The 23,215-nt window shown below is 69.3% G+C and carries 18 protein-coding genes, 1 tRNA gene and 1 pseudogene; 13 read left to right on the forward strand and 7 right to left on the reverse strand.

Annotation, left to right across the window (positions count from 1 at the left end; genetic code table 11):
- Positions 1-337: 337 nt before the first annotated feature.
- Complete coding sequence (locus tag BOX37_RS01615) at positions 338-1,132, reverse strand: HAD family hydrolase (RefSeq protein WP_071925899.1); 795 nt, start codon at positions 1,130-1,132, stop codon at positions 338-340.
- Positions 1,133-1,549: 417 nt separating this feature from the next.
- Here BOX37_RS01615 and ssd point away from each other — a divergent pair, with 417 nt between their 5' ends.
- From ssd to BOX37_RS01650, 7 genes are all read left to right on the forward strand, one after another.
- Positions 1,550-2,680, forward strand: a complete 1,131-nt coding sequence (ssd, locus tag BOX37_RS01620; RefSeq protein ID WP_071925900.1) for a septum site-determining protein Ssd — start codon at positions 1,550-1,552, stop codon at positions 2,678-2,680.
- A complete protein-coding gene (locus tag BOX37_RS01625; RefSeq protein ID WP_071925901.1) occupies positions 2,677-3,858 on the forward strand; it encodes a TadA family conjugal transfer-associated ATPase in 1,182 nt (393 codons plus the stop codon). The genes ssd and BOX37_RS01625 overlap by 4 nt, the downstream gene beginning before the upstream one ends.
- A gap of 325 nt (positions 3,859-4,183) precedes the next feature.
- Positions 4,184-4,819, forward strand: coding sequence for a type II secretion system F family protein (locus BOX37_RS01630; RefSeq protein ID WP_167659885.1), 636 nt, complete (start codon positions 4,184-4,186; stop codon positions 4,817-4,819).
- A 147-nt stretch (positions 4,820-4,966) separates the two neighbouring features.
- Entirely contained in the window at positions 4,967-5,725 is a 759-nt protein-coding gene (locus tag BOX37_RS01635) for a type II secretion system F family protein (protein ID WP_476703560.1), read from the forward strand.
- Positions 5,726-5,797: 72 nt separating this feature from the next.
- Positions 5,798-6,007 (forward strand): DUF4244 domain-containing protein, encoded by a 210-nt coding sequence (locus BOX37_RS01640; RefSeq protein WP_206045752.1) that lies wholly within the window; start codon positions 5,798-5,800, stop codon positions 6,005-6,007.
- 41 nt (positions 6,008-6,048) lie between these two features.
- Positions 6,049-6,363 carry a TadE family type IV pilus minor pilin gene (locus BOX37_RS01645; protein WP_084760554.1) on the forward strand — a complete coding sequence of 105 codons (315 nt, stop codon included), beginning with the start codon at positions 6,049-6,051 and terminating at the stop codon, positions 6,361-6,363.
- A gap of 173 nt (positions 6,364-6,536) precedes the next feature.
- Positions 6,537-6,890 (forward strand): Rv3654c family TadE-like protein, encoded by a 354-nt coding sequence (locus tag BOX37_RS01650; protein WP_071931099.1) that lies wholly within the window; start codon positions 6,537-6,539, stop codon positions 6,888-6,890.
- Positions 6,891-7,190: 300 nt separating this feature from the next.
- On the opposite strand, the gene BOX37_RS01655 is transcribed toward BOX37_RS01650, so the two are convergent.
- The gene (locus tag BOX37_RS01655; RefSeq protein ID WP_071925904.1) at positions 7,191-9,569 is read right to left on the reverse strand and encodes a DEAD/DEAH box helicase; all 2,379 of its coding nucleotides are present in this window, start codon (positions 9,567-9,569) and stop codon (positions 7,191-7,193) included.
- A 433-nt stretch (positions 9,570-10,002) separates the two neighbouring features.
- Here BOX37_RS01655 and BOX37_RS01660 point away from each other — a divergent pair, with 433 nt between their 5' ends.
- The 4 genes from BOX37_RS01660 (at position 10,003) to BOX37_RS01675 (ending at position 15,087) form a co-directional block, all read left to right on the forward strand.
- Positions 10,003-10,209 carry a cold-shock protein gene (locus BOX37_RS01660; RefSeq protein ID WP_019044597.1) on the forward strand — a complete coding sequence of 69 codons (207 nt, stop codon included), beginning with the start codon at positions 10,003-10,005 and terminating at the stop codon, positions 10,207-10,209.
- A 335-nt stretch (positions 10,210-10,544) separates the two neighbouring features.
- Complete coding sequence (topA, locus tag BOX37_RS01665; RefSeq protein ID WP_071925905.1) at positions 10,545-13,472, forward strand: type I DNA topoisomerase; 2,928 nt, start codon at positions 10,545-10,547, stop codon at positions 13,470-13,472.
- Between the two features lie 282 nt (positions 13,473-13,754).
- Positions 13,755-14,954, forward strand: coding sequence for a DNA polymerase III subunit delta' (locus BOX37_RS01670; protein ID WP_071931100.1), 1,200 nt, complete (start codon positions 13,755-13,757; stop codon positions 14,952-14,954).
- A gap of 57 nt (positions 14,955-15,011) precedes the next feature.
- A tRNA-Thr gene (locus BOX37_RS01675) sits at positions 15,012-15,087 on the forward strand.
- 130 nt (positions 15,088-15,217) lie between these two features.
- Here the strand turns inward: BOX37_RS01675 and BOX37_RS36020 are convergent.
- The 3 genes and pseudogenes from BOX37_RS36020 to BOX37_RS01690 all read right to left on the reverse strand — a co-directional run.
- A pseudogene (locus BOX37_RS36020) lies at positions 15,218-15,334 on the reverse strand (hypothetical protein); the annotation flags it as partial.
- 15 nt (positions 15,335-15,349) lie between these two features.
- Positions 15,350-15,673: a hypothetical protein gene (locus tag BOX37_RS33620; RefSeq protein WP_156910232.1), complete on the reverse strand. Its 324-nt coding sequence runs from the start codon at positions 15,671-15,673 to the stop codon at positions 15,350-15,352.
- Between the two features lie 245 nt (positions 15,674-15,918).
- Complete coding sequence (locus BOX37_RS01690; RefSeq protein ID WP_071925907.1) at positions 15,919-17,007, reverse strand: alpha/beta fold hydrolase; 1,089 nt, start codon at positions 17,005-17,007, stop codon at positions 15,919-15,921.
- A gap of 210 nt (positions 17,008-17,217) precedes the next feature.
- Between BOX37_RS01690 and BOX37_RS01695 the strand changes: the two genes are divergently transcribed.
- Positions 17,218-17,679 carry a DUF2752 domain-containing protein gene (locus tag BOX37_RS01695; protein ID WP_084760557.1) on the forward strand — a complete coding sequence of 154 codons (462 nt, stop codon included), beginning with the start codon at positions 17,218-17,220 and terminating at the stop codon, positions 17,677-17,679.
- A 38-nt stretch (positions 17,680-17,717) separates the two neighbouring features.
- Positions 17,718-17,903 (forward strand): hypothetical protein, encoded by a 186-nt coding sequence (locus tag BOX37_RS01700; protein WP_071925908.1) that lies wholly within the window; start codon positions 17,718-17,720, stop codon positions 17,901-17,903.
- On the opposite strand, the gene BOX37_RS01705 is transcribed toward BOX37_RS01700, so the two are convergent.
- Positions 17,888-19,243, reverse strand: a complete 1,356-nt coding sequence (locus tag BOX37_RS01705; RefSeq protein ID WP_071931102.1) for a M1 family metallopeptidase — start codon at positions 19,241-19,243, stop codon at positions 17,888-17,890. The genes BOX37_RS01700 and BOX37_RS01705 overlap by 16 nt on opposite strands.
- Positions 19,243-23,169 carry a Pls/PosA family non-ribosomal peptide synthetase gene (locus BOX37_RS01710; RefSeq protein ID WP_071925909.1) on the reverse strand — a complete coding sequence of 1,309 codons (3,927 nt, stop codon included), beginning with the start codon at positions 23,167-23,169 and terminating at the stop codon, positions 19,243-19,245. The genes BOX37_RS01705 and BOX37_RS01710 overlap by 1 nt, the downstream gene beginning before the upstream one ends.
- Between the last annotated feature and the right edge of the window lie 46 nt (positions 23,170-23,215).

The raw sequence follows: 23,215 nt of genomic DNA on the forward strand, positions 1-23,215 counted from the left end.
TGTTCGGTGGCCTCGGCGATCACCCGAACCCCGCCGGTTCATCCCCGCAACCTGTGCGAGGCCTTCGCCGACGACCGCTCGAATTTCGCAGGCCCACAACTCTGCTGCCCTTGTCGCGGCGCGCTCCGCGTGGGTGCCTGGCGTCCGTGCTGGGAAGGGTGGGATGGGAGGCGAAACCTTCTCTTCCGGCTCCGTCTTGGCCTTCCGTCCTTCCGTGCCTCCATTCTTACACTGTGATGGCACTCACATCAAGTGTTTCGAAAGCATGACCGGATGCCCGTGAAATCGGCGTGTCGCCGGGCGATCCGTGCTGTGTGCGTCGCGGCTACGTCGCAGGTCAGCGTCGCTTGCGCAGCAGTCGGTAGCTGATCGCGCCCGCGATGATCGCGCTGAGCCCGACGGCCGCGGTGGCGGCCACGGTGGTGCTCGACGGCGCTCCGAATCGCGACCACAGCGACACCGGATTGGAGAACGTGAGCACCGGCCAGCCGCGCGCGGCGGCCTCCTTGCGCAGCGCGCGATCGGGGTTCACCGCGGTCGGGTGGCCCACCGCGCTCAACATCGGCAGATCGGTCATCGAATCGGAGTAGGCGTAGCACCGGGACAGGTCGTAACCCTCAGTGGCGGCCAGTCTTTCGATCGCGGCCACTTTGCCCTCGCCGTAGCAGTAGAACTCGATGTCACCGGTGTACTTGCCGTTCTCGACCACCATCCGGGTCGCCGCGGTGTGTGAGGCGCCGAGCACCTCGGCGATCGGGCCGACCATCTCCTCGCCGGAGGCCGAGACGATCACCACATCGTGTCCACGGATCTTGTGATCGGCGATCAGATCGGCGGCCTCGGCATAGATCAGCGGGTCGACGAGATCGTGCAATGTCTCGGCCACAATGGATTTCACCTGTTCCACATCCCAGCCCGCGCACATGTTGGCCAGGTTTGCCCGCATTCGTTCCATCTGGTCGTGATCGGCACCGGAGAGTAAGTACAAAAAGTGCGCGTAGCTGCTCTCCAGCACCGCCCGGCGGTTGATCAGACCCTGTGCGTAGAACGGTTTGCTGAACACGAACGCGCTCGACTTCGCGATCACCGTTTTGTCGAGATCGAAGAAGGCGGCGACGCGCCCGCCCGGCACCGGCGCTCGGCCGCTGTGGTCGAGTCTTGTGTCCGGAGGCGATGTCTGGTCACGTTCGGCCGTCACGTCAACAGAATAGGCACGCGCCGCACACGATGGGTGAGCGACCGTCCAGGTGTGCCCGAAAGGGTTTGCCCCGGGGACGCCGGACGCCGCGAATCGCCGGAGAATGTCGGCGAACGCTACTTGCGCCCCCGCCGGGGGATGGGTGTAGTATTGCTGGCACCTGGACATCGTTCCAGGCGCGTTCAGCCCGACCCCCCGGGGCTGAACCCGACGGCCCCAGCCTCCTCCCCCCCGGCTGGGGCCGTCCTCTATTTCCGGGACGGTTCTCGAAAGTTCTCCACACCCCCGAGTTATCCACAATCGGCCTTCGGTGACTGTTCGAGATGTCCGGGCTGCGCCACGCTGAGCTGCATGAACCAAGCCGCTCCGCGCACCGCCCCCGCACCCTCGCTCGCCCCCGCACTGGTCCTCGTGCGTGACCACCGACTGCGCGCCGAAGTACGCCGGGTCGCCGCGGCTGCCGAACGGACGACCGACGAACGGGCCTTGCCGGTCGGCAGACACGCGTGGTCGGGGGCAGGTTTGGTCATCCTCGACACCGCTGCGGCGGCGGCCGCCGTGGCAGCGGGCTGTCCGCGAAGAGCGGGGATCGTGCTCGTCACCGAAGGGGAACCCGCGGTGCCCGATTGGCAGGCCGCCACCGCGGTCGGCGCCGAACGGGTGGTTCCGCTACCCGCGGGTGCTGTGGCGCTGGTCGAGCAGTTCGCCGAGCACGCCGAGGCGCGCAGCGGCGACGGGGTGGTCGTCGCGGTGGCTGGTGCCGGCGGTGGCGCGGGGGCCACGACCCTGGCTGCCGCCACCGCGCTGCGTGGGGCGGCGCGTGGCCTGCGGCGCGACACGGTGCTGATCGACGGAGCGCCGCTCGACGGCGGGATCGACCTGGTGCTCGGGATGGAGAACGTCGCCGGGCTGCGCTGGCCGGATCTGGTGATCGAGGACGGGCGGGTGTCCGCGGCGGCGCTGCACAACGCCCTGCCCGCCGCGGGGCCGGGGTTGGCCGTGCTCTCCTGTGGACGGTCGCGGCCCGCGTCCGGCAGTGGTTCCGCCGGTCGCTCGCCGACCGAGTTGACCCCGGCCGCGGTGCGCGCGGTCATCGAATCCGGCAGGGCCGCAGGGGATCTGGTTGTCTGCGATGTCTCCGGTGAGCGTGGGGCGGCGGCAGACGCGATGCTCGATGCCGCCGATCTGGTGGTGCTCGTCGTCCCCGCGCGGCTACGTTCGATCGCCGCCGCCGAGCTGGTCTCGGCTCATCTGGAAGAGCGAAATCCCAATCGGGGCTTGATTGTTCGTGGCCCAGCGCCCGGCGGGTTGCGTGGCGCCGAGGTGGCCGAGCTGCTCGGGCTGCCGCTGCTGGCCGCGGTGCGCGGGCAGGCCGGGCTGGCGTCCCGGCTCGAACGCGGCGGGCTCAGCGTGCGTAGGCGCGGTCCGCTGCGTGACGCGGCCGACGCGGTACTCGCCGTGGTCGGAGCCGATCCGCGATGACCACCTTCGTCACCGCCGACCTGCTCGAACGCGTCCGCGAACGCCTCGCCGAACACACCGGCGTCCCCGACGCGGCCCAACTGGCCGCCGCCATCCGCACCGAAGCCGGCGGCGTGCTGGCCGACACCGACCTGCTGCGCGCCCTGCGCCTGCTGCAAACCGAGATGACCGGCGCCGGGCTGCTCGAGCCACTGCTGCACGATCCGCGAGTCGCCGACGTGCTCGTCACCGCGCCGGACTCGGTCTGGATCGACCGCGGCCGCGGTCTCGAACACACCGATGTCCGCTTCGCCGACGAAGCCGCCGTCCGCCGCCTCGCCCAGCGCCTCGCTCTCGCCGCCGGTCGCCGGCTCGATGACGCGCAACCCTGGGTCGACGGCAAACTCGCAGGCACCGAGGCCATCCTCGGCGACGCGTTCGGCGTCCGGCTGCACGCCGTTCTCGCCCCCGTCGCCCACGATGGCACCTGCCTGTCGCTGCGGGTGCTCCGCCCGGCGACCCAGGGCCTCGACGCGCTGGCCGCCGCCGGTTCCGTACCACCGGAAGCCCGTCGACTACTGGCCGACATCGTCCGAGCGCGCCTGGCCTTCCTCGTCGTCGGCGGCACCGGCGCCGGCAAGACCACCCTCCTGTCCGCGCTGCTTGCCGCGGTCGACCCCGCGGAGCGAATCATCTGCGTCGAGGACGCCGCCGAGCTCGCCCCGGTCCATCCCCACGTCGTCCGGTTGGTGGCCCGCACCGCCAATGTCGAGGGGGTAGGCGCGGTCACCGTGCGCGACCTCGTCCGCCAGGCCTTGCGCATGCGCCCCGACCGCATCGTCGTCGGCGAGGTTCGCGGCGCGGAAGTCGTCGATCTCCTGACCGCCCTCAACACCGGCCACGACGGCGGCGCGGGCACGGTCCACGCCAACTCACCCCAGGAAGTCCCCGCCCGCCTGGAAGCCCTGGCCGCCCTCGGCGGCATGGACCGCGCCGCCCTGCACAGCCAACTGGCCGCCGCCGTGCAGGTCATCCTGCACGTCCACCGCCGCGCCGACGGCACCCGCGGGCTCCGCGAAATCGGTGTCCTCGAGCGCACCCTCGAAGGCATCCACATCACCCCCGCCTGGCGCTCCGACGACCTCCCCGCCCCCGGCGCCCCCGAGCTGGCCCGGCTCATCGAAAGGCGCATCGGATGAGCGCTGTGCGTGCTCGGCTCGGGAGCGGGTGGTCAGCGCGGGTCCGGGACGGTCGAAGTGCGGTGAACGCTCGTGGTGCGAGTCGGGTGACGACGCGACTGTTGACGCGGTGTGGACAGGTGTGGACAGGTCGGTTTGTTCGTGCTGTGGGTCGACGGGGGAGGAGGAACTGGTGGAGGTCGGGCTGTTCTGCTGTGCGGTCGCGGTGTTGGTGTTCCCGTTGGCGGGTGGACAACGGCGGTTCGCGCGGTTGTTCGGGTCGCCGCGCGGGAGCGCACGCAGGCGCGTCCCTGTGGAGTGGTGTGTGGGAATCGCGATGGGGTGCATGGCTTTCGGTCTCGGGACCGGTGTGGGGCTGGCGGCACTCATGCTCGGAGTCACTGCCGTGGTGCGGAATCGGCGTGCGGGAGCCGAGCGGGAGCGACGGCTCGAGTGCTCCTATCTACTCGCTGGGCTCGAGGCCGTCGTCGGTGAACTGCGAGTGGGCGCGCACCCGAGCGCTGCGGCCGAATCCGCGGCGGGGGAATCGCGAGGCGAAGCGGCACGTGTTCTGGCGATCAGCGCGGGTCGCAGCAGACTCGGCGGCTCCGGCGCCGAGGGCTGGGTGCATTCGGATTCGGTGGTGGCCGAAGAACTCTCGCGGATCGCCGCTGCCTGGCGCGTCGCCGAGGAGTACGGCCTCGCGCTGGCCGAGCCACTCACCGCCGCCAGAACCGACCTGCTCGGCCGCATCCGCTTCCGCGCCCGCACCGAAGCCGCCCTGGCTGGAGCTCGAGCCTCCGCCACCGTCCTGGCCGGTCTTCCCCTGGTGGGCATCGGCCTCGGCCAACTGATGGGCGCCGCCCCTCTATCGGTCCTCTTCGGCTCCCCGGCAGGCAACCTCCTACTACCCCTGGGCGCAGCCCTCGCCTGCTGTGGATTGCTGTGGACAGATGTGATCACCCGCAAGGGCGCAGCGTGAACCTCACTCCCTGGCAACACGTTCGACCATGAGCAGGGGTAGGTCAGCGGCGTCGAGCCTGTCGTACCGCGTGGCGTCGAGTCGGCCGAGGCGTGCGGAGGCTGTGCACAACTGCGCAGCGCTGTGTCTGGTCGAGGCGGTGGGTGGATGGGCAGCGATAGCGAGGTTGTCCTCGGCAAGGCCGGGGAACCACGGCAGGCGGTCGGCCGGGTCTCGGCGATGCGAGGAGCGGCCGCTGTGGACAGGTGGGGACTATCCGATATCGAGGGAGGGATTGCTGTGTGGAACTTGGCCGGGGCGCCTGCACCGGCGGCGATGCTGATCGCCGCGATCGCGGTGGTGTTGATGCCGAGTCGGGTGGCAGTGCGTCGGCGGGCGCGTGTGCTCGGGCCGCCGACGCAGGGAAACGCGGAGCCGCCACCGGCGGCGAAGGCTGATCCGCTGGGATCGGCATCGGCGTTCGATCTGCTGGCGGCCTGTCTTCGTGCGGGATTGCCGATGGCCGCGGCGGCGCGGGCGAGTGCGCCAACCGCCCCGCCAGTACTGCGTGCCGCCCTGCTCAGGGCAGCCGATCTGCTCGCGCTCGGTGCCGATGCGGCCTCGGCGTGGGAGCGTGCCGCCGCGGATGCGGCGGGATCCGCGGGTGCCGACGAGGTGGAGTCGCTGGCGAGGATGGCCCGCCGCTCGGCGCGCTCGGGCGCCTCGCTCGCGGCGGCGGTCGGCGAACTGGCGACACAGCGCCGCGAAGCGGTGGAGGACGCTGCCGTGGCCCGTGCCGAACGCGCGGGCGTCCTGATCGGCGGCCCGCTCGGGCTGTGCTTCCTCCCCGCCTTCGTCTGCCTCGGCATCGTTCCGGTCGTGATCGGCTTGGCGGACCGAGTACTCGGCGGAGGTGGCCTGTTGTGACCGGCCTCGACGAGGTCGGCGAATCGTCACCGCGCGGACCAGCCGCGCGGTGGGACAAGAGAGGGGATCACGATGACTTTCGTCCGCACCGCGTACACGGGGGCACGCGCCAGATTCACGCGCCTGCTGATCGACGACGACGGGATGAGCACGGCAGAATATGCCATCGGCACGATCGCGGCCGCGGCGTTCGGCGCGGTGCTCTACGGGGTAGTGACCGGGGACAGCATCGTCAACGCGTTGACCCAGATCATCGACAAGGCGCTCGGTACGAGCGTGTAAAGCCTTGTAGTGCAAAAACGCTCGCTGGAGATGTGGGTGCGGTGACGGTCGAGGCCGCCATCGCCCTCGCCGCGCTGGTGTCCACGGTGGCGCTGTGCGTCGGCGCCCTGCTCGCGGCATCGACCCAGGTGCGCTGTGTGGACGCGGCCCGCGCGACCGCCCGCCTCGCGGCTCGCGGCGACACCGCGCGGGCGATCGCCGCCGGCAGGGGCGTCGCGCCCTCCGGCGCGACGGTCGAACTCCGTACCGAAGGCGACCGGGTCATCGCCGCCATCACCGCGAGCACTCCGCTGCTCCCGGGCCTGCGGTTGAGCGCCCAGGCCGTCGCGGTCATCGAACCCGGAGTGGGGCGGTGACCGCGACGGAAGGCCGAGGTCGTCGCGGTCAGGGAACCGGGAGTCGGGCAGCGGCTGCGACGCACGGCACGTGTGGATGGCGAAGCGGGGTGTGGACAGCGGGCCGAGGTGCGAACGGGGACACCGGCGGTGCGCACGCGGACAGCGCCGGTGCGACGGCTCACGCGGGCGGCCTGACCAGTGACGCGGGCGGTGCCACGGCCTTCGCGTGTATCGCGCTTGCGGCACTGATCGCTCTGACGCTGTTGATCGGCCAGGTAGGTGTGGCTGTCGTCGCGCGACACCGCGCGCAGGCGGCGGCGGACCTCGGCGCGCTTGCGGCGGCCGGCGTGCTGGTGGAGGGGCCTGAGGCGGGCTGTGCGCGGGCAACGGAGCTTGCGCGGCGGATGGGTGCGCGGGTGGCGCGGTGTGTGGTCGAGCACTGGGATGTGGAAGTGACGGTAGAGGTCACAGTGACGCTCGGGATATTCGGCAATCGCACGGTTGGCGTGGCTGCACGGGCGGGACCGGTGGACGACACTGCGTGACCGGGAAGTGTTATCACTGGCCAGTGGTTGTTCCGCATCGAACTAATCCGCCATTTACTGGAATACCCCTAAAGCCATTTCATGCGCATTGTTTGATACAGGCGAGAAAAGTATGAAAACAATGGCCCACCGACTCGACTACTAGCCGTTGGCTATGGGTCAGTTAACAGAAGAGTCGTCCTCTTTATTCGTGAAGTGGTCGGTTGTGGGCGGGTCCACGCTGGTCAGCACAACTTCGGACAAGTGACCAGTAACCGTGGAGCGAGGTATGGCAGCGGTCACGCCAGCGCAGCGATGGCATCACGGTTCGGACGGGGCTCCCAGCTCGCGCAGAACGGCACCCAGCAAGCGTGCTGCGGCGTCCTTGTCCAGGGGATTGTTGCCGTTGCCGCACTTGGGTGACTGCACGCACGACGGGCACCCCTCCTGGCATCCACAGCTGTGGATGACGCTGAGCGTCGCGGCCAGCCAGTGCGCGAGCTGGGCGAATCCGCGCTCGGCGAAGCCCGCCCCACCGGGGTGTCCGTCGTAGACGAACACCGTCGGCGCGCCGGTGTCGGGATGCTCGGCGATGGACACGCCACCGATGTCCCAGCGGTCGCAGCCCGCCACCAGGGGCAGCATCCCGATCGCGGCGTGCTCCGCGGCGTGCAGGGCGCCGGGGAGCTGTTCATCGGTGATCCCGGCGGCCGCGAGCAGCCGGGGCGTGACGGTATAGAGAACGGCCTTGGTGCGCAGGGTGTGCGCGGGCAGGTCGAGTTCCACCTGATCGAGTACCTCGCCGCTCACCAGTGTGCGCAGGTACCCGACTACCTGGTTGGTGACCGCGACCTGCGCGGATGCCGTCGTCAACGACCCGAATACCCGTTCTTCGATCACCGCTTCGATGCTGATCGAGGTGATCTGGCGGGCGCTGGTGGTGAACCCGGGATCGACCTGGTCGACGAATGCGACGCCACCGTCGAGGTCGAGTTCGTCGACCAGGTAGGTCTCGCCCTGGTGCAGGTGCACGGCACCTTCGTGCAGGGTCGCGGGTGCACGGCCCGCGTCGGCGGTGCCGAGCAGTCGGCCGGTCTGGTTGTCGACGACGGCGATCGGTGTGCCGAGCCCGCCGCGCACATCGACTGCGTCGTGCGGGTGGGTTCGGGCGGTGACATGCCAGCGTGCGGACTGGCCGCGGATACCGGGACGGCGTCGGATCAGGCCCTGTTCGGCCAGGTCGACCAGCACTTCCGTGGCGCGTAGCTCGGTCACCTCGTCGTCGGTGAGCGGGAGTTCCAGCGCGGCACACAGCAGCTGGGGGCCGAGGACGTAGGGGTTGTACGGGTCGGTGATGGTGGCCTCGATCGGCCGATCGAGCAGTGCTTCGGGGTGGTGCGCCAGGTAGGTGTCGAGCGGATCGTCGGTGGCGACCAGCACCACGAGTGAGCCCTGCAGCCGTCTGCCCGCGCGGCCGGCCTGTTGCCAGAAGGAGGCGACCGTGCCCGGAAAACCGGCGATGACCACGGCATCGAGGCCGGCGATGTCCACGCCGAGTTCGAGCGCGTTGGTGCTCGCCGCACCGAGCAGCGTGCCCTGCGACAGCGATCGTTCGAGCTCGCGCCGGTCCTCGGCCAGGTAGCCGGCGCGATAGGCGGCCACCCGTTCCTGCAGCTCGGGCGCGGTTTCGGCGAGGATGCGCCGGGCGTCGAGCGCGATCAGTTCGGCGCCGCGCCGGGACCGGACGAAGGTGAGTGTTCGCGCGCCCTCGGCGACCAGGCTCGCCATGATCTTGGCGGCCTCGCCGGTCGCGGTGCGCCGCACCGGCGCGCCGTTCTCCCCGGTCAGCGCCGTGCTCAAGGGCGGTTCCCACAGTGCGACGGTGCGCGCGCCCCGGGGTGAGCCGTCCTCGGTGACGGCGGTGACCGGCGCGCCGATCAGCTTGCCCGCCGAGGCGGCTGGGTCGGCGCTGGTGGCCGAGCACAGGATGAACACCGGGTCGGCGCCGTAGAACCGGGCGAGCCTGCGCAGCCTGCGCAGCACCAGTGCGACATGCGAACCGAACACGCCCCGGTAGGCGTGGCATTCGTCCACGACGACATAGCGAAGATTGCGCAGCACCCGCGCCCACCGCTGCGGGGAGCGCAGTATGCCCACGTGCAGCATGTCGGGATTGGTGAAGACCCACCGCGCGTTGGCCCGTACCCACTGCCTGATCTCGGCGGGAGTGTCGCCGTCGTAGCTCGCTGGATGCGCCTCACGCAGGGCGTTGTCATGGATGAGGCTGCCGACGGTCCGCAACTGATCGGCGCCGAGCGCTTTGGTGGGGGACAGGTACAGCGCGGTGGCGCGCGGGTCTTCGTGCAGGGCGGTGAGGACCGGCAGTTGGTAGCCCAGTGATTTCCCGGAAGCCGTCCCCGTACTCACGACGACATGATTTCCCGCCACCGCCAGCTCCGCCGTTCGGGTCTGATGGGTCCACGGCCGTTCGATTCCGCCCGCTTCGAGCGCGGTGACCAGCTCCGATGGCACCCAGCGCGGCCACTCGGTGGTGCGGGCGCGCCGCGCGGGCAGTTCGGCAACATGGGTCAACGGGTGGCCGCCCGAGGCCGCGTCGACGAGGACACGATTCAGCAACGATCGACCGTAGCTTTCGTTCGATCGTGGCTTGCGGACCTCGGTCCGGTCGGTCGGATTCATCGTTCGGCCCTCTCGCGCCACGCCGGAAGTGTGAAACGTGTGTGTGTTGCAACCGCGACCTGCGATTTCGTAACCCAATAGCGACCTGGGTCACAGCAAGTTTGCTGGAAGCTCACCCGGTTATCATGAAGCAAACAGACTGGAAGTACGGATTCACCCAATCTCTCCCTTACCTGCACATTCGCAAGATCAAGAATTTTGCAAATTGTCGGTAACTCGACTGTTGAATTGGTTGCAGACATGGTTCACTGGGTCTCGGTCGCAAGCTTCTGTGTTCGAGGGACGGATCCAAAGTCCAACCATCAGCAGGATCGATGTTGCGAACGCCGTGCTCAGGCTTTCCTTGCAGGGGGACCAACGGTACAGCGGTCGGAACGGACCCGGTGGACGAACCCAGTTGTCCGCCGTTCCGGTAAGAAAGAGAAGGAACAGAATGGCACAGGGAACTGTGAAGTGGTTCAACGCGGAGAAGGGGTTCGGCTTCATCGCGCCGGAGGACGGCTCCGCTGACGTCTTCGTCCACTACTCGGAGATCCAGGGCACGGGCTTCCGTACCCTCGAGGAAAACCAGAAGGTCGAGTTCGAGGTCGGCCAGGGCACCAAGGGCCCCCAGGCCACCGGCGTTCGCGCGCTCTCCTGAGCTGCGAATCGAATACACACCCGTCCCCCACCTCCGTTCGCGGAGGTGGGGGACGAGCCGTTTCCGGGTAGAGTGGCCCGGCACGACGCGTATTTCTCTCGTTCTCGGCCGCCTCGATCTGGACTGACCAGAGGGCACGACGAAGGCGTACCCGGCGGGAGGGGAGATCGAGGGAACAGGCCGAGAACCCGCGGTGCCAGCCGCCGACGACACGGCTACCCAGGTGCGCAGGGTATAAACGTCACTGGTGGCGATGTCGATCATCGCGCCGACTGCCCCAGCCGCGCACCGAGCGGACCTCCCGACGCGCGGATCTAGAAGGAAGGTGTTCGCCGGTGGCAACACGAGACCGCAGTTCAGCCGACCAGGGCCGTCCCCTGCGTCGTCTCGTGATCGTCGAGTCCCCGACGAAGGCCCGCAAGATCGCGCCCTATCTCGGCCGCAACTACACGGTCGAGGCATCGGTGGGCCACATCCGTGACCTGCCGCGCGGCGCTGCCGACGTGCCCGCCAAATACAAGGGGCAGTCCTGGGCGCGCCTCGGCGTCGATGTCGACCACGACTTCGAGCCGATCTATGTCGTCAGCCCGGACAAGAAGGCCAAGGTCTCCGAACTCAAGAGCCTGCTGGCCGACGCCGACGAGCTCTATCTGGCCACCGACCCCGACCGTGAGGGCGAGGCCATCGCCTGGCACCTGCTCGAGACTCTCAAGCCGAAGGTCCCGGTCCGCCGGATGGTCTTCCACGAGATCACCGAGCCGGCCATCCTCGCGGCCGCCGCCGACACGCGCGAACTCGACAACGATCTGGTCGACGCTCAGGAGACCCGTCGCATCCTCGACCGTCTCTACGGCTACGAGGTCAGCCCGGTCCTGTGGAAGAAGGTCATGCCCCGGCTCTCGGCCGGTCGCGTGCAGTCCGTCGCCACCCGGGTCATCGTGCGGCGTGAGCGTGAGCGCATGGCGTTCCGCTCCGCCGAGTACTGGGACATCGCCGCCAAGCTCGATGCCGGGGTCGACGAGTCCTCCGATTCGACCAACCCGCGTACCTTCGGCGCGCGCCTGGTCCAGGTCGAGGGCGATCGGGTCGCCACCGGCCGTGATTTCGGTTCCGACGGTCAGCTCAAGTCGGCCTCCGGGGTCGTCGTGCTGGACGAGGCGTACGCGCGCAGGCTGGCCGAGGCGCTCGACGGCGCCGACCTGGTCGTGTCCTCCGCCGAGGCCAAGCCGTACAGCCGCAAGCCATATCCGCCGTTCATGACCTCGACACTGCAGCAGGAGGCGGGCCGCAAGCTGCGCTTCACCTCCGAGCGCACGATGCGGGTGGCCCAGCGGCTGTATGAAAACGGCTACATCACCTACATGCGTACCGACTCCACGACGCTGTCGGAGTCGGCCATCGCGGCGGCGCGGTCGCAGGCCACGCAGCTCTACGGCGCCGAGTACGTCTCGCCGACGCCGCGTCAGTACACCCGCAAGGTCAAGAACGCGCAGGAAGCGCACGAGGCGATCCGTCCGTCCGGCGACACCTTCGTGACCCCCGGTCAGCTGGCATCCAAGGTCGACCAGGACGAGTTCAAACTCTACGAGCTGATCTGGCAGCGCACCGTCGCCTCGCAGATGGCCGACGCGCGCGGCACCACGCTCACCCTGCGCATCACCGGCACCGCGCGGACCGGCGAACAGTGTGTGTTCTCGTCCTCGGGCCGCACGATCACCTTCGCCGGCTTCCTCAAGGCCTATGTAGAGAGTGTCGACGAAGAGGCGGGCGGCCAGTCCGACGACGCCGAATCGCGCCTGCCCGCGCTGGAAGAGGGCCAGGGCGTCACCGCCGTCGAGCTCACCCCCGACGGCCACAGCACCAACCCGCCCGCCCGCTACACCGAAGCGTCGCTGATCAAGACCCTCGAAGAGCTCGGCATCGGCAGGCCCTCGACCTACTCCTCGATCATCAAGACGATTCTCGATCGTGGCTATGTGTACAAGCGCGGCAGCGCGCTGGTGCCGTCGTGGGTGGCCTTCGCGGTGGTCGGGCTGCTCGAGGCGTACTTCGGCCGGCTCGTCGACTTCGACTTCACCGCGGCCATGGAGGACGATCTCGACGCGATCGCCGGTGGCCGTGAGCAGCGCGGAAACTGGTTGTCCAGCTTCTACTTCGGCGGCGATCACGGTGCCGAGGGTTCGGTCGCGCGCTCGGGCGGACTCAAGAAGATGGTCGGCGAGCAGCTCGACGACATCGACGCGCGAGAAGTCAACTCCATCAAGATGTTTCGCGACGAAGAGGACCGCGATGTCGTGGTCCGCGTCGGTCGGTTCGGACCGTATCTGGAGCGGATGGTCGTCAATCCCGATGACCCGGACGGTGATCCGATCTCGCAGCGGGCGAACCTGCCCGACGATTTGCCGCCGGACGAGCTGACGCCCGAGGTCGCCGAAAAGCTGTTCTCGACACCGCAGGAGGGTCGTTCGCTCGGCGTGGACCCGGTATCGGGGCACGAAATCGTCGCCAAGGAAGGGCGTTTCGGTCCGTACGTCACCGAGGTGCTGCCGGAACCGCCCGCGCCGGACCCGGCCGCGGCGCCGGCCAAGAAGACCACCAAGAAGGCCGCCGAGGTCAAGCCGCGCACCGGTTCGCTGTTCAAGTCGATGGACCTGGCGACGATCACCCTCGACGACGCGCTCAAGCTGCTGTCGCTGCCGCGCGTTGTCGGCGCCGATCCCGCCTCGGGCGAGGAGATCACCGCGCAGAACGGCCGCTACGGTCCGTACCTGAAGAAGGGCACCGACTCGCGTTCGCTGGCGACCGAGGACCAGCTGTTCTCCGTCACCTTGGACGAGGCGTTGAAGCTCTACGCCGAGCCCAAGCGGCGTGGTCGGCAGGCGGCCAGCGCGGCCCCTCTGCGCGAACTGGGCAAGGACTCGGCCACGGACAAACCGATGGTGATCAAGGACGGTCGGTTCGGTCCGTACGTCACCGACGGCGAGACCAACGCCAGCTTGCGCAAGGGCGACGAGGTCGAGTCGATCACCGACGAGCGCGCCTCCGAGCTGCTGGCGGATCGCCGCGCGCGTGGTCCGGTGAAGAAAGCGGCGAAGAAGACCGCCGCGAAGAAGGCGCCCGCCAAGAAGGTGGCGGCGAAGTCGGCCGCGACCAAGACGGCCACCAAGACCGCGGCCAAGAAGACCGCCGCGAAGAAGACGACCGCCAAGAAGGCCCCGGCGAAGAAGGCTGGAGCCAAAACTGTCGCGGCAGAAGAGGACTGAGCCCGACAGCGCATCCAAGCTGGATTGATACCGCCGACGTCCGCCGTTCGCGTGCGGCTGAGCGACGCAGCTCGGCGTCGATTGTGAACGGTCCACGTCGAACTGAACCTGTGATCACCAGGCACTCATGGTGGTGCTTCTCGGCCGATGCCTACCTGAGCGCCTGGTGATCAACGGTCCAGTATCGAGGGATCGTGCTCGACGTCGTACTGACGGGCCGGTCCAGGTGATCGCATCGACCGTCCGCTGAGGGTGTCGTAGGGCGCGACTAGGGTGTGTGCCGTGGCAGGTGTCTTCGATCGACTGGTCGGCCAGGACGTGGTCGAGGCGGAACTGACCGCCGCCGCGACGGCGGCGCGGGCCGGGGTCGTCAGTGGGGCGATGACGCATTCGTGGCTGTTCACCGGGCCGCCCGGCTCGGGGCGTTCGGTGGCGGCGCTGTGTTTCGCCGCGGCTCTGCAGTGCACCGACCCGGACATCGTCGGCTGCGGGCACTGCCACGCGTGCACCACGACGATGGCGGGGACGCACGGTGACGTCCGGCGCATCATCCCCGAGGGGCTGAGCATCAGCACCAAGGAGATGCGCGCGATCGTGCAGATCGCCGCGCGCCGTCCGAGCACCGGGCGCTGGCAGGTCGTGGTCGTCGAGGACGCCGACCGGCTCACCGAGGGCGCGGCCAACGCGCTGCTGAAGGTGGTCGAGGAGCCGCCGGACCGCACGGTGTTCCTGCTGTGCGCGCCCACCGTCGACCCCGAGGACATCTCCGTCACCCTGCGCTCACGCTGCAGGCATGTGCATCTGGTGACACCGTCGGTCCCTGCCATCGCGCAGGTGCTGCGGGAACGGGACCAACTGGACGCGAAGACCGCCGATTGGGCGGCCGCGGTGAGTGGCGGCCACGTCGGCCGGGCCCGACGACTGGCCACCGACGAGGACGCGCGCACACGCCGTCAGCGCGCCCTCGCCCTGGTCGGCGCGACCGAGCGACCCGGCGCCGCCTACGCCGCCGCCGACGCACTGGTGAAGTCGGCCGACGACGAAGCCAAACTGATGAGCTCCGACCGCGACGACCGCGAACGCGACGAACTCGCCACCGCCCTCGGCGCGGGCGGCACCGGCAAGGGCGCCGCCTCGGCCACCCGAGGCTCGGCGGGCATCCTCAAGGAACTGGAACGCCGCCAGAAGTCCCGCGCCACCCGCACCGGCCGCGATGCCCTCGACCGCGCCCTCATCGACGTCGCGGGCATGTACCGCGACGCCCTGGCCATGCGTTTCGCCGGCCGCGGCGCCACCATCACCCTCACCCACCCTGACATGGCCGCCGAGATCACCGACCTCGCCACCAATGTCCGCCCCGAGGGCCTCCTCCGCAGCATCGACGCCGTCCTCGCCTGCCGAGAAGCCCTCGACCTCAACGTCAAACCCCGCTTCGCCGTAGCCGCCATGGTCGCCACCCTCATCGCCGCCCGCTCCACTTGACCACCCGTTTTCGCGTTCTGCCCGCTCCCGCGATAGACTCTCGTCGCCGAAAGGCACGCCGCCTTAGCTCAGTCGGTAGAGCGCTTCACTCGTAATGAAAAGGTCGGGGGTTCGATTCCCCCAGGCGGCTCCAAGGCCAAAGGTCCTTTCCGGTTCGCCGGGGAGGGCCTTTGTGGTTCCTGACGACGGCTCCTCCGTATCTCGCCGAAGCGGCTGTCCATGCCCGCGACGGCCTCACGCTGGACTCGTTCGAACACATCCGTGTAGATGCCGGTGGTGGTGATCGAGCTGTGCCGCGAGGTCCGCCGCACAGTCGCCGTGAGGACACCCCGAGCGGACAGCGGGCTTGCGCACGAGTGGCGCAGATCGTGCAGGAGGATCGGTCGGACACGAGGTCATCGAGGTGGCGCTTCGACCGCTTCTGAACTGCCTCGGAGGATGCCCCGAAAACTGAGGCCGTCGTTTTCCCGCAATGTGACTTGCTTGTGTTTCATACTTGCGCGGCCGACACGTTGATATCGGCGGAGATGAGGAACACAGTTGATACGCTCAACAATCGCAGCCATCGTATTGGCAATGGTGTCATTGATCGCTACCGGCGGCGTGGCCTCGGCGGAACCTGCTGACCGCGACACGGTCGCGAGCCCGTCCGCCTCCAGTGATTCAGATGACCTCGGCAGCGTGGTCGGGATCCCCCTTTTCCTCCTGAGCAACTTCATCCAGAACCAGATTTGTACGTTGGCCAGTAGCAGTGGCGCGGAGCCGTGTCAGTATCGCGGCCCGGGCTAGGCACATCGCGGCCGCCCGCTCGACCTCGTTCGGTCCTTTGGTTTTCGGCCGCACCCTGCCTTGGGGGCTGCTTCTGCCCTGAAACGCCGAGAAGGCCCCCGACCGAGGTCGTGGGGCCTTCTGTGTGACTCCTGAGCCGATCGCCGTTGACCGGACTCGGGAGACCTGACTCGGGTCAGCGGGCGGCGACGTTGCGGCGGGTGGCCCGAGAGTTCTGGGTGGAGCGCAGGATCTGCCGCAGCACGCGGTCGAAGGCATCAGTGTCTTCGATATTGCTGAGGTGGCCGTGCGGCAGGACGTGGAAATCGGCCAGATGACCGGTGCGGCGCAGGATCTCGACCAGCGGGCGGGACATGCGCTGCGGGAGCAGACGGTCCTTGGCGCCGGCGACCACGGTGGTCGGTACCGTCAGGTTGGCCGTGCCCTCGGACAGATCCATATCGGCCATCGCCGCGGCATGACGGCCACGGGCGAGCGGACGGCAGGAGCGGATGATGCCGATCGCGAAGTCAACCTCTTCGTCGCTGGCCTCCGGTGTGAGGATGCGGTTGCGGAAGACCTGCTCGGTGACCCAGCCGCCGGGGATCGGCAGCGGGGCGAACAGCAGCGACTCGCTGACCGGCTGCGGCATGCGCACCGGCGCGCCGAGCACGGTGACCGGATGTGTCGCGATGGTCAGCTGCTTGTTCAGCAGCGGCAGCAGGTCGGTTTCCCCGCGGATCTCGCCGTTGGCGGTGTTGGCCAGCAGCACCGCGGCCGCGCGCTCGCTCACCTGCTCGGGATGGTGCTTGGCCCAGGCCTGGATGGTGAGCCCGCCCATGCTGTGCCCGGCCAGCACGGCCCGCTCGCCCGGACGCAGCGTCGCGTCCAGGACGGTGGCGAGATCGTCGGCCAGGGTGTGCTCGCTGGGTGCGACGGTGCCGAGGGTGGACTCGCCGTGCCCGCGCTGGTCGTAGCTGACCACCCGGTACTCGCCGGCGAAGGCGTTGATCTGCGGGTTCCAGTACTCGATGCTGCACGCCCAGCCGTGGATGAGAACCAGGGCGGGGGCGGTGTCGGGACCGTAGACGTGGACCCGGAGGTCGGCGCCGTCGGCGGTGGTCACCGGGACGACCCGATGCTCGGCGGTGGGAGCGTTGAGCTTCGCGGTGGCGAAGCTGCGGGTCCGCAGCGCGGCACGGAACTGGGCGGTCAGTGCGCCGGTCTCGAGGTGAGAGACCATGGATCGCGCTGCCGCGAACGTCATCATCGACTTCGCAAGCATGTCGGCACTCCTTTGTGTCGTAGGCCACCGTACAGTGCGTGCTGGGGTGCTAGCTAGTGTTAGCGGGTCAGAGTGTCTCATTTGTTGTCGAGGTAGTTCGCTGACACACCGACACTGTGAGATCGCCTGGAATCGACGGAAAAGTACGGCGAACCGAGGCGGTCCATGGGTGTACTGGCGGCGTCGCGGGGCCGCCAGTACCGTATAGACGTGGACAGCACGCCAGTCACGGCCGCATTCTCCGGCGCCGATTCGAGCCAGGAACCCGTTCCGGTCTGGCGTCGGATGGCGCCTCCGCTGATGGCCGCGGGTGTCGGCATCGGCACGATGGTGCTGCTGCACTTCCGCGATCCGCACGTCGAGGGTTCCTATGGATTGTGTCCGGTGTACGTGTTGACCGGGGTGTACTGCCCTGGCTGCGGTGGTATGCGGGCGATGCACAATCTGACCGACGGCCGGGTCCTCGACTCGCTGCACAGCAATGTGATGGTGTTGCCGCTGGTACTCGCGTTCGCGGTGTTCGTCGTGTACTGGGCGATCCGTGCCTTCCGCGGCCAACAGTGGCGGCTGCCGCGATTCAGCGCGGTGACGGTCTGGTCGTTCGTCGGCCTGCTCGCCGTCTATACCGTGTTGCGCAACACGCCGTGGGGAACCTGGCTCACCCCGGTCTGAGACTGGAAACCGCGCCGGTCAGCGGGCAAGCTCGAACCATGCGCGATTCACTGAAGGATCGAGTCCGGCAGAAGTTGCAGCGCCAGCTCGCCGAGGACGGCCCCGACCCCGAGCGCGACGACACCCGCGGCATCTCGGTGTCCGACGATCTCGAGGCGCTGGAGATGGTGCCCGCCGACGATCCGCTCATCGAGGAACTGGCCCAGCGCTATCTGGTGTTCTGATGCCCCTGCCCGCCCAGCGGCGGTAGCTGCGGCAACGGTTTGGTGCCGAGCCAGATCGCGAACAGCCCGCGCAGCGGCGCGACGCTGTAATGGCCTGCCAGATCGACGAATTCCTCGGTGGTCACCGAGGAATGGCGGTAGCGCGCGGTCCACTCCCTGATCAGCTCGAAGAACAGGTGGTCGCGCAGTTCCAGCCGCAGGGCGTGCAGGGCCAGCGCGCCGCGCTTGTAGACGCGGTCGTCGAACATGTCCTTCGGGCCGGGATCGCCGACGACGATGTCCTGCGGGTGCCTGGCCAGATTGGCCCTGGCCGCGCGAGCCAGCTGGTCGGCGCTCGGCCCGCCCGCGGCCTCCGCCCAGATCCACTCGGCATAACAGGCGAAGCCCTCGTGCAGCCAGATGTCGCGCCACTGCTTCAGAGTCAGGCTGTTGCCGAACCACTGGTGGGCCAGTTCGTGGGCGACCAACCGCTCCGAGCCGCGCTTGCCGTCGCAGTGGTTGGCGCCGAACACCGAGATGCCCTGCGCCTCGATCGGGATGTCGAGCTCGTCGTCGGTGACGACCACGGTGTAGCTCTCGAACGGGTACGGCCCGAACCTCTCGCTGAACAGCGCCATCATCTCGGGCTGACGGGCGAAATCGTGGTCGAAGTTGGTGCGCAGCCGCGGCGGAACCACCGCCTGCATCGGCACCGGCTCGCCGGCCGCGCCGACGCGGTATTTGCGGTAGCTGCCGATCTGGATGGTCGCCAGATAGCTCGCCATCGGTTCGGGCGCCTCGTAGACCCAGGTGGTCTGGCTGGCCTTGGCCTGTTTGCGGACCAGGGTGCCGTTGGCGAGGGCGTAGAACGGGCTGTCGGTGGTGATCGAGATGCGGTAGGACGCTTTGGAACTCGGATGGTCGTCGCAGGGGAACCAGGAGGCGGCGCCATTGGGCTGACTGGCCACCAGCGAGCCCTCGGTGAGTTCCTCCCAGCCGACCTCGCCCCACGGCCCGCGCACCGGTTTGGGGGTGCCCGCGTAGTGGACGATGATCTCGAGGACGCCACCCGCGGGGATCTTCTGCTGCGGGGTCACCGCGAGCTTGCCCTGCTGATGCGCGAACTTGGCGGCCTTCGACCCGTTGACGAACACCTTCGACACGGTCAGCGCCTGCGACATGTCCAGGGTGAACCAGGGGCGCACCGCGGTGGTGACCGCGATGACGACCGTGCGACCGGAGAGCCGGTTGCTGGCCGGCTTGTAGCTCAGTTCGAGCTCGTAGCGCGAGACCCGGTAGCCGCGATTGCCGTTCTGCGGTAGGTAGGCGTCGATCGGGTCCTCGTAGAACTTGCTCCGCATCAGGCGGCCCCGCGCTGCCTCGACTCCAGCGTCGAGACGGGCTCGGTCCACGGCGAGATCGGGTTGCCCCACCAGCGCGTCGACGGCGGCACCACATCGCCGCGCATCACCAGGGACGCGGGTCCGATGGTGGCGCCCGCGCCGATGTGGGCGGCGGGCAGGGCGACGCAGTGCGGGCCGAGGGTGGCGCCTGCCTCGAGGATCACGGTGTCCATGGACATGATCCGGTCGTGGAAGAGGTGGGTCTGCACCACGCAGCCGCGTTCCACGGTCGCGCCGTCACCGAGTGTCACCAGGTCCGCCTCCGGTAGCCAATAGGACTCGCACCATACCCCGCGGCCGATCTTGGCACCGAGTCCGCGAAGCCACAGGTTCATCACCGGAGTACCCGTGGCTGCGCGGGCGAACCAGGGCGCCGCGACGGTCTCGACGAAGGCGTCGGAGACCTCGTTGCGCCAGACGAACGAGCTCCACAGCGGGTGCTCGACGGCCCGGATTCGCCCGACGATCAACCACTTCGCCGCGACCGCGATCGCCCCGGCGACCGCACCGGCCGCCATCAGCACCAGGCCCGAAACCAGCGCGGCGACAAGATAATCGGTGTGCTGGGCGATCAGGGCGAGCACGAACAGCACGCCGAGGCCGATGGCGAAGGTGATCATCACCGGGATCAGCCGGCAGGTCTCGACGACGGCGCGGGCCAGCTTCAACCGCAGTGGCGGATCGAAAGTGCGTGCGGTATCGGAGGAGTCGGTGTCGCGGCGCAGGCGCACCGGCGGGCTGCCCAGCCACGACGAGCCCGCCTTGGCCTTGCTCGGCGCGGCCGAGAGCACCGCGACGAGACCGTTCTTGGGCACTCGCCTGCCGGGCGCGGTCATGCCGGAGTTGCCGAGGAAGGCGCGCTTGCCGACCTTGGCCTCGCCGATGCGCAGCCAGCCGCCGCCGAGTTCGTAGCTGCCGATCATGGTGTCGTCGGCGAGGAAGGCACCGTCGGCGACCACGGTGAACTTGGGCAGCAGCAGCACCGTCGAGGCCTCGACGTTCTTGCCGATCCGGGCGCCGAGCAAGCGCAGCCACAGCGGGGTGAGCAGGCTGGCGTAGAGCGGGAACAGGAAGGTGCGCGCGGAGTCGAGCAGACGTTCGGTGGCCCACACCTGCCAGCCGGTGCGGCTGCGGACCGGGTGGTAGCCCTCGCGCAGGCCGATGCCGAGCAGGCGGACCGCGAGCACGGTGGCGGCGGCGTACACGCCGAGGCTGAGCAGGGTCGCGACCGGCAGGATGGCGAAGCCGCGCAGGGCGGCGGCGCCGATCGTGGTCTCCTCGCGGACCCACCAGGCGATGAAGGTGCCGCCGACGGCGAGGCCGAGTACGGGCATGGCGGCCAGCGCCATCGACGAGATGCCGAAGACCAGCAGCCAGTGCCTGGCGCGTTCGGGGGTGTGGTCGGGCCAGCGGCGTGGCGCCTTGCCGGTCTTCGCGGCGGGGGAGCCCGCCCAGCCCTGTTCGCCCTTGACCTTGCCCGAGACGGCCGAGCCGGGGGCGATCTCGGCCTTCTTGCCGATCTTGGTGCCGGGCAGCAGGATCGAGCGGGCGCCGATCACCGCGCCCTCACCGATGATGATGCCGCCGATGTGCACGACGTCGCCGTCGACCCAGTAGCCGGACAGGTCGACCTCGGGTTCCACGCTGGCGCCGTCGCCGAGTTCGAGCATGCCGGTCACCGGGGGCAGGGTGTGCAGGTCGACGCCCTTACCGATCTTGGCACCGAGCGCGCGGGCGAACGGGACCATCAGTGGTGCGCCGGACAGGCTTTCGGCGCCGCTGGCCTCGGACAGGCGGACCGCCGCCCACAGCCGCAGGTGGACCCAGGAGCCGCGGGGATAGGAGCCCGGCCGCAGTCCGGCCAGCAGGACTCGCGCGCCCGCCACGCACAGTGTCATCCGGCCGATCGGCGAGATGAACAGCACGAACGCCAGCACGATCCACCACCACGACAGGCGCGGCAGCCACGGCAGCGAGCCCGACCAGGCGGCGATGCCCGACACGACGGTCAGCCAGGTGACCCATTGCAGACCGGTGAGAGTGGTCAGCGGGATCGTGGCCAGGACCTGGGTGAGCTGGGCGCGCCGGGGGGTCGGGGCGACGACGCGGGTGTCGACGGCCGCGACCGGCGCGCTGCCGTCGAGCAGTTCGACCAGCGAGCCGAGCCGGGGGTGGTCGTAGAGATCGGCGACGGTGACGTGCGGGAATCGCTCGCGCAGCGCGCCGACCAGCTGGGCCGCGGCCAGCGAACCACCGCCCAGGTCGAAGAAGTCGGCGCTCAGATCGGTGGCCTCGGCACCGAGGATGGCGTCCCAGAGCCCGGCCACCCAGGCCGCGGTACCGCCGAGACCGGCCTCGGGCGCCTCCTCGGTGCTGGGCAGCGGCCAGGGCAGTGCGTCGCGGTCGACCTTGCCCGAGGTGCGCGTCGGCAGGTCGGCCACGATCGCCAGGCGCGGGACCAGCGGAGCTGGGAGTTGTTCGGCCAGCATCTCTCTGGCCTTCTTCACGTCGAAGTCGGGTCCGGCGCCGGTGAGGTAGCCGACCAGGATCTTGTTGCCCGCCTTGGTTGTTCGGATCGCGGCGGCCGCGCCGCTGATCCCGGGCAGGTGTTGCAGGGCGTTGTCGAGTTCGCCGAGTTCGATGCGGCGGCCGCCGATCTTGATCTGGTCGTCGGCGCGGCCGAGGAAGATCAGGCCCTCGCGGTCGTTGCGCACCAGATCGCCACTGCGGTAGGCACGTTCCCAGCCCAGCGAGGGCAGGGGCGCGTACTTCTCGGCGTCCTTGGCGGGATCGAGGTAGCGGGCCAGGCCGACGCCGCCGATCACGAGTTCGCCCGATTCGCCCTCGGCGACGGGGTTGCCCTGCGGGTCGACGACGGTGAGGTCCCAGCCGTCCAGCGGCAGGCCGATACGGATCGGCATCCCACCGTCGAGCAGTGCGGCACACGCCACGACGGTGGCCTCGGTGGGGCCGTAGGTGTTCCACACCTCGCGCTCGACTCCGCCCGCGAGGCGTTCGGCCAGTTCCGGCGGCACCGCTTCGCCGCCGAAGATCAACAGCCGCACCGACTCCAGCGCCTCGGCGGGCCAGGTCGCGGCCAGCGTCGGCACAGTGGAGACGATGCTGATCTCGCGGCGCATCAGCCAGGGGCCCAGGTCGGCGCCGGTGCGGACCAGGTCGCGCGGGGCGGGGACCAGGCAGGCGCCGTGGCGCCAAGCCAGCCACATCTCCTCGCACGAGGCGTCGAAGGCCACCGAGAGGCCGGCGAGCACGCGGTCGCCGGGGCCGATCGGAGCGCGCTGCAGGAACAGTCGCGCCTCGGCGTCGACGAAGGCGGCGGCGTTGCGATGGGTGACCGCGACGCCCTTCGGGGTGCCGGTGGAGCCGGAGGTGAAGATGACCCAGGCGTCGTCGGCGGGGGTGGGCAGGGTGTTCCAGTCGGAGAAGTCGGTGTGGCCCGCGGCGGCGGTGGCCGACTCGATGCCGTCACCGGTGGCGATCGCGCTCACCCTTGCCTCGCCGAAGACCAGTTTGGCCCGTTCCTCCGGGTCGTCGGCGTCGACGGGGACGTAGGCGGCGCCGCAGTAGAGGACGGCCAGGATGGTCACGTAGAGCGCGGCGCTGCCCGAGGGCATCCGCACGCCGACCCGGTCGCCGGGGCGCACGCCCGCCGCGGTCAGCTCGGTCATCCTGGCCTCGATCGCGGTGATCAGTTCCAGGTAGCTGAGCACGACCGCGCCGTCGTCGATGGCCGGTGCGTCGGGATGGGTGAGCGCGGTGCTGGTCAGGATGTCGACCAGGGTGCGCGGCGGCGCGGCGAGGTCGGCGCGCAGCAGCGGATCGCGCAGCAGTCCCGCCGCGGCCTCAGCGTGTGGCTCGAGCATGGCGCTCAGTCCACCTCTCATCGGTTGACCCCCATCGGTGGTGTCT

The sequence above is a fragment of the Nocardia mangyaensis genome (assembly GCF_001886715.1).
GTDB classification, from domain to species: Bacteria; Actinomycetota; Actinomycetes; order Mycobacteriales; family Mycobacteriaceae; genus Nocardia; species Nocardia mangyaensis.